This window comes from Collinsella sp. AM13-34, assembly GCF_003473055.1.
Classification (GTDB): domain Bacteria; phylum Actinomycetota; class Coriobacteriia; order Coriobacteriales; family Coriobacteriaceae; genus Collinsella.
Window position 1 is genome coordinate 1 of record NZ_QRLE01000040.1, and the last position, 6,770, is coordinate 6,770.

Annotated in this window: 4 protein-coding genes; 1 reads left to right on the forward strand and 3 read right to left on the reverse strand. The window is 61.3% G+C overall.

Annotated features, from left to right (window positions below):
- Positions 1 to 348: 348 nt before the first annotated feature.
- Both tyrS and DW151_RS10105 read right to left on the reverse strand, forming a co-directional pair.
- On the reverse strand, positions 349 to 1,560 hold the full coding sequence (gene tyrS, locus DW151_RS10100; RefSeq protein WP_035137437.1) for a tyrosine--tRNA ligase: 1,212 nt from the start codon (positions 1,558 to 1,560) through the stop codon (positions 349 to 351).
- 97 nt (positions 1,561 to 1,657) lie between these two features.
- The gene (locus DW151_RS10105; RefSeq protein ID WP_158571697.1) at positions 1,658 to 3,634 is read right to left on the reverse strand and encodes a U32 family peptidase; all 1,977 of its coding nucleotides are present in this window, start codon (positions 3,632 to 3,634) and stop codon (positions 1,658 to 1,660) included.
- A 162-nt stretch (positions 3,635 to 3,796) separates the two neighbouring features.
- On the opposite strand from DW151_RS10105, the gene DW151_RS10110 reads away from it, so the two are divergent.
- Positions 3,797 to 5,995 carry a transglycosylase domain-containing protein gene (locus DW151_RS10110; protein WP_118335712.1) on the forward strand — a complete coding sequence of 733 codons (2,199 nt, stop codon included), beginning with the start codon at positions 3,797 to 3,799 and terminating at the stop codon, positions 5,993 to 5,995.
- A gap of 184 nt (positions 5,996 to 6,179) precedes the next feature.
- Here the strand turns inward: DW151_RS10110 and DW151_RS10115 are convergent, their stop codons facing one another.
- Complete coding sequence (locus DW151_RS10115) at positions 6,180 to 6,617, reverse strand: arginine repressor (protein ID WP_006235280.1); 438 nt, start codon at positions 6,615 to 6,617, stop codon at positions 6,180 to 6,182.
- Positions 6,618 to 6,770 lie beyond the last annotated feature (153 nt).

The window sequence follows — 6,770 nt, forward strand, 5'->3', positions numbered from 1 at the left end:
ACAATGTCCTGCTCATATTAAAAGGAACGTCCCCAAGTGCCGCAAAATGATGAGAGTGGATAATCTCCCACTTTGAACCCCAAAGCAGGCCAAAAACGGAAGATTATCCACTCTCATTCTGTGGGCACTCATTTAAGTCTGTCCCCAATGAGTGCACCTAACTGCCACCTACAACAACGGAAGCGCCGATGTCTTGGCAACGACAGCGAAAACCCGCCAGAGCGAGCAAGGTGCCTTGAAACGAGGCGGCATTGACCTTCTGGTCATGCCGCCGAAGTTGAAAGGCAGATTGCCGCTCTGGCGGGTTTGCAGCGTCAACCGGTTACGCGGTTTGGTAAAACCGCGTAACTAAACCAACTTAAAGCCCTTGCGCTTGCCCACGGAGAGGGTGTCGCCCAGCTTGAGGGCGCTCGGATCGATGTTGTAGCTCTTGGGAGCCACAGCCTTGCCGTTGATCTTGACGCCGCCGCCGTCAATGTCGCGGCGGGCCTGACCGGCGCTGGCCGAAAGGCCCAGGTCCTTGAGCAGGCCAGCGAGGTAAATCTGGCCCTCGTCGTTGACGGTCAGCTCAACGTGCTTCTCGGGGAAGTCGGCAAGCTGGCCCTCCTTGAACACACGGTCGAACTCGGCCTGGGCCTCGTCGCCGGCGCCGGCGCCGTGGTAGGTGTCGCACAGGTCGCGGCCCAATGCGCGCTTGAGCTCATAGGGATCGGCAGAGCCATCGGCCAAAGCGGCGTCGATCTTGTCGACCTCGGCCGGGGTGAGCGAGCTGGCCAGACGATAGTACTTGCCGATCATCTCGTCGGGAATGGACATGGTCTTGCCGAACATATCCTTGGGAGCATCGGTCAGGCCGATGTAATTGCCGTAGGACTTGGACATCTTGCGCACGCCGTCGGTGCCCTCGAGCAGCGGCATGGTGAGCGCAATCTGCGGCTCCATGCCCATCTTCTCCATGAGCTCGCGGCCGGCGAGCAGGTTGAAGAGCTGGTCGGTGCCGCCCATCTCGACGTCGGCCTTGATCTGAACGGAGTCGAAAGCTTGCATCACGGGGTACAGGAACTCGTGCAGGGCAATCGGCGTCTGGGACTGGTAGCGCTTGGTAAAGTCGTCGCGCTCGAGGATGCGAGCGACGGTGAACTTGGAGCACACCTGCAGCAGGCCGGCCAGGTCCATCGAAAGGATCCAGTCGCCGTTATGCACGATGGTGGTCTTCTCGGGGTCCAGAATCTTCATGGCCTGGCTCACGTAGGTCTCGGCGTTGGCCTCGATCTGCTCCTGCGAAAGCTGCGGACGCGTGGAGTTCTTGCCCGAGGGGTCGCCGATCAGCGCGGTGCCGTTGCCGATGATAAGGGTGACGTTGTGGCCCAGGTCCTGGAACTGACGCATCTTGCGCAGGGGCACGGCATGGCCCAGGTGCAGGTCGGGGCTGGTGGGATCGACGCCGAGCTTGATGTTGAGGGGCTCGCCCTTCTCAAGCTTCTTGCGAAGGTCGGCCTCGGGGACGATCTGCGCTGCACCCGAGGTGATGATACGCATTTGCTCGTCAACAGACAGCATTGGGTATCCTCCTTTTGCTATAGCACCCTCACCGGATACGGCGGTGCTGGAAGTTCATAAACTCTCTTATGATAACCAAAACGGCGCGGCCGAACACCTACGACAGGAAAATCCTCGTCCTGCCGCACGCGTCGATAACGACCGACAAACGCGTGCCGTCACGTTCGACCAAAAAGCGCGCCCGCTGACGGCGTGAGCAGTCACGGCAACGGATCTGCCCCGTTGCATCCGTGGCGCAGGCGCCCTCGGCAGTCAGCAAGCAGTGCTCGCACACCATGAGCTCGGGGCAATCGGCATCGACAGGGCTCAGAACACCAGGTTCGGCCGTCAGTTCGGCAATACGCTCCGCGTCATTGCCGAGCAACTCGGCCGGCAAGTACACCCGCCCCGCGCCGAGTCCGCGCAGCCAGGTAAGCGTGGCCCGATTCGCGCAGAACACCGGCGCCGCCACGTCAAACGTCACGCCCAGCTCGCGAGCAATCACCACCTGTCCCAGGTTGCGGCAGACGACGCGCCCGGCACGCTGCATCAGCGAGCGGGTCCGGTCAGCGTCACCCGTGCGGCACACCTCGTCAAGCACCACAACGGTGTCGGACAAATCGAGTTCTCTGCGCGGGTCGGTATCCATCAGCTGCCAAGCAAAGACCATACAAGCAAAATCCTCGCGCTTTGCCGGCCCCGCCGACCCCGCCAACTCCGTCGACGCACCGCCATCCACCGCAGCGTCCTCAAAGGGCAGCACCTCAACGGCACGCGCAACGGGCGCAATCGCATCCGCCTCGGCCCGCATGCGCTCCAACACCGCCGCCGTCTGATCCAACACGCCGGCGCTGCGAATCAGATAGACCTCGCAGCCCGCGTCCACCTTACGTTTGCAATGCACAACGATGCGCTCTCCCGCAGCGGCATCCACGGGGCAAGGCACCTGTGGCCAGCGCTTGGGCACATCGTGACGCGCGTCGGCACCCGGGTAAAATCGGATTTCGAGCGTGTCACCCGCCGCCACGGCGGCATCGAGCTCAACGGTCACCTCTTCGTGGCCAACGGCCACCAGGCGTCCCACGCGCACACCTTGGTTGATCGCACGCTCAAAGCTCATAAGCTCGGCACCCGAACGTCCTCGCAGGTACGCATCGGTAAACCCACGGTTAAACGACCTTCCCAGCTCGCGCTCGAGCTCTTCCACGGCACCGGGGTCCCACGCGCCGTCGCACAGCATATCGAGTGCCCGGCGCCACACCCGCACCACGTTGAATACGTAATCAGGGTTCTTCATGCGCCCCTCGATCTTGAGCGACGCCACGCCGGCATCTACAAGCTCGGGCAGATGCGCAATACCCAGATAGTCACGCGGGCACAGCAGGCGATCTCCCTCGACGGCGACAACGCTCTGTCCAGCCTCGTCCACCAGGTCGTACGCCAAACGGCACGGCTGCGTGCAGTCGCCGCGCATCGCCGAGCGCCCACGCCGCAGGGCCGAGAACTCGCACGCCCCCGAATAGCCGATGCAAATCGCACCGTGGCAGAATACCTCGATGGGCACGCCCGTGGCACATAGCGCCGCAATCTCGTCGACCGTCAGCTCGCGTGCCGTCGTCACGCGCTCGACCCCAAGCTCATCGGCGGCAAGCCGCACGGCGCTCTCGCTATGAGCGCCCGCCTGCGTGGACAGGTGAATCTCGACCCCGGGAATCGCCGCGCGCAGCGCGCAGGCCAACCCGGCATCGGCGACAATCAGAGCATCGGCGCCCAACTCCAGTGCATGAGCTCCCAACGCCACCGCGTCGGACAACTCATCGTCAAACACGAACACGTTGAGCGTTACGTACACACGCACGCCATGGGCATGCGCCACGGCGCAGCCGCGCGCAAACTCGTCATCCGTAAAGCCATGGGCGCTCACACGGGCGTTAAAGCCGCCCAACCCCGCATAGATGGCATCGGCACCCGCGGCGATGGCCGCAAGCATCTGGTCGAGTCCGCCCGCCGGCGCCAGCAGCTCGGGCAGCGCCGCACCGGCAGCATCCAATCCAGTCTCGTATTGTCCGCTCGGCCCCATCGTCCGAATCGCCATCGACAAACTCCTTACCAAGGTATGCATTCACTCTGAAAAATGCCGTCTTCCAGCATACACGAGGCCTCGCGCGCCCCGTTTGGTTTATCGTGTAATAACTTATGTCCATCCTGCCCCGACGGCACATCCACCGTCCGGCACGACATACCTGGAGGTCAATATATGGGTCCTCGCCAACGACAGGGACGCAGCCGTTCAAAGACGCATGCTCTGCCCATAATCCTGCTCTCGTTTTTGGGCTTTTTGCTTATCACGGGCGTGGCGTTTGGCATCGGCATGGTCGGCAACGTCAACCGCTGGCTGTCCGATCTGCCCGACTACACCGACGCCAACGCGTATCTGGTGAGCGAGCCCACCGAGATCGTCGACTGCAACGGCAACAAGATTGCGAGCTTCTACACGCAAAACCGCAAGTCCATCACCAAGGACGAGGTCTCCCCCTACGTGCTGCAGGGCACCGTTGACGTCGAGGACGAGCGCTTCTACGAGCACGGCGGTATCGACCTGTGGGGTATCGCGCGTGCTGCGGTGGCAACCCTCGGCGGCGGGCACGAAGGCGCCTCGACTATCACCCAGCAGCTGGTGCGCAACACCATCCTGCAGGAGGAGCAGTTCGACTCGACCATCGAGCGTAAGGTGCGCGAGGCCTACATCGCCATCAAGATGGAGGACATGTACTCCAAAGACGAGATCCTCATGATGTACCTCAACACCATCTATTACGGCCACGGCGCCTACGGCATCGAGGCCGCAGCCGAGACCTATCTGTCCAAGAGCGCCGCCGACCTCACCCTGAGCGAGGCCGCGCTACTCATCGGCCTTCCCAACTCGCCTTCGCAGTACGACCCCACGGTCAATCCCGATCTGGCACTGTCTCGCCGCAACAAGGTTCTCGACAACATGCTGCGCCTGGGCCACATCACCCAGGAGGAGCACGATGCCGCACAGGCCGAGCCCATCACCCTCAATGTGACCGAAATCTCGGGCAGCGGCGTCGACGTATACTCGCAGCCCTACTTTGTCTCCTACGTCAAGCAGCTGCTGGAGCAGGAGTTCTCGACCGACGTGCTCTTTAAGGGCGGCCTGACCGTCAAGACCACCATCGACCCCACGATGCAGCAGGTGGCAGAGAATGCCGTCCGCGAGCAGCTCGACACGCTCTCGCTTGACGGCCTGGACATGGGCATGGTCGTCGTCGACCCCAAGACCGGCTACATCAAGTGCATGGTGGGCGGCTACGACTACAACGCCGACGAGAACCACGTAAACCATGCCACGGCCAAGCGTCCCGTCGGCTCCACCTTTAAGGCCTTTACGCTGGCAACTGCCATCCAAAACGGCATGAACCCCAACGTCACCCTCAACTGCAACTCGCCGCTCAAGGCCAAGGGCACCACGACCGAGGTCCAAAATTACGCCAACCAGAGCTACGGCAACATCACGCTTAAGCAGGCGACGGCATACTCCTCCAACACCGGCTACATCCAGGTGGCGGAAGCCGTCGGCAACAGCAAGATCATCTCGCTCGTCAAAAAGCTCGGCATCGACCCCGCCAAGGACAACATCGAGGACGTTCCCGTCATGACGCTCGGCACCGGCTCGATCTCGCCACTCGAGATGGCCGCCGCCTACGCGACGTTTGCCAACGGCGGCTACTATCGCCAGCCGATCGCCATCACCGAGATTGATTCTCGTACCGGTTCGGTGCTGTACCAGCACACCGACAATCCCTCACAGGTGCTTACCGAGGGCGAGGCCGCCGCGGTCACCGATGTTCTGTCCGGCGTCATGAAGGGCAGCGGTACGGGTGCTGCCGGCGCCCTGAGTGTCAACCAGCCCTATGCCGGCAAGACGGGCACCACCGACAACACCACCAACCTGTGGTTCTGCGGCTATACCCCGCAGCTGGCATGCGCCCTGTGGACCGGCTATTCCGCGGGCGAGATCCCCATCCAAAAGTACGGCACGGACCTGCTGGGAGACAGCACCAACCTGCCTGTCTTTAAGCGGTTTATGAACACCGTTCTGACCGGTACCGAGCGCGAGGAGTTTGCGACCGGAACGGCGCCCACCTACAAGAACAACAGCGTCTGGAAGTTCTACGGCACCAACAACACCAAGAAGTCGGAGAACGACGACAAGGACAAGGACGAAGAGGAAGAGGAAGAGGAAACCACCACAACGACTACCACGACGACCACGACCACCGAGACCACGGGCGGCGACACCACCGGCGGCACCGGTACGACCGGTGGCTCGACGGGCGGCTCCACTGGTGGTTCGACCGGCGGCGATGGCGGCACGCCTACGCCTACGCCCACTCCCGACCCCTCGCCCACGCCTGACGATACGGTCGGCTAAGAAGTACGCGACTAAAGCCAACAAGGCCCCGAGCAGCTTATTGAACTGCTCGGGGCCTTTTAGTTTGAAGCGACCTGGTGGGCGGTCTTTATACCGGCAAACAAAAAGGGGTACCGACCAACGTCGATGCCCCTTACAAGCCACTATGTCAGCGCACACAATGCCGAGCGCACGACCCGCACACCTACTTGCGAGAATTGCTCAACTTATTGATCAGCGCCTCGAGACGCTCGCCGTCCTCGGCCGTCTGGGCAATAACCAAAATCGTATCGTTGCCGGCAAGCGAGCCAAGCACATCGGGTAACTCTGCCGCATCAACGGCGGCGGCGATGCCGGAAGCCGTGCCAGGCTGAGCCTTGATCATAACCAGATTATCAGTACGCAGAACGCCCGTTACGAGCTCGGAAACCATACGCTGCAGGTGCAGGTCCTCTGCCAGAACATAGATGCCCTCAGGGAGCTTACGCAGCCCCATATCGGCAATATCGCGAGAGACAGTCGCCTGCGTGCAATCAAAGCCCATAGCACGGAGCTCATCGACCAGCACGCGCTGCGTGCGGACATCCTTATTGCGCACAATATCTCTAATGGCATCCTGGCGCCCATTGCGTTTTTTAGCCATACAAACCCTCTCTCCAAAAGATGGCGGAGACAATCAATCAGTGATTGAATAGTTTAACGCTATTTGAAGGCTTTTGTGTATAAGAACGCATTTCGAAACAATTCTATGCAAGTTCCTTGATTATCGACTTTATCCGAACACCTCCCACATTCA

Bases quoted from the DNA above. Each gene is read 5' to 3' on its own strand.
- tyrS (WP_035137437.1), bottom strand. From the start codon at position 1,560: ATGCTGTCTGTTGACGAGCAAATGCGTATCATCACCTCGGGTGCAGCG.
- DW151_RS10105 (WP_158571697.1), bottom strand. From the start codon at position 3,634: ATGGCGATTCGGACGATGGGGCCGAGCGGACAATACGAGACTGGATTG.
- DW151_RS10110 (WP_118335712.1), top strand. From the start codon at position 3,797: ATGGGTCCTCGCCAACGACAGGGACGCAGCCGTTCAAAGACGCATGCT.
- DW151_RS10115 (WP_006235280.1), bottom strand. From the start codon at position 6,617: ATGGCTAAAAAACGCAATGGGCGCCAGGATGCCATTAGAGATATTGTG.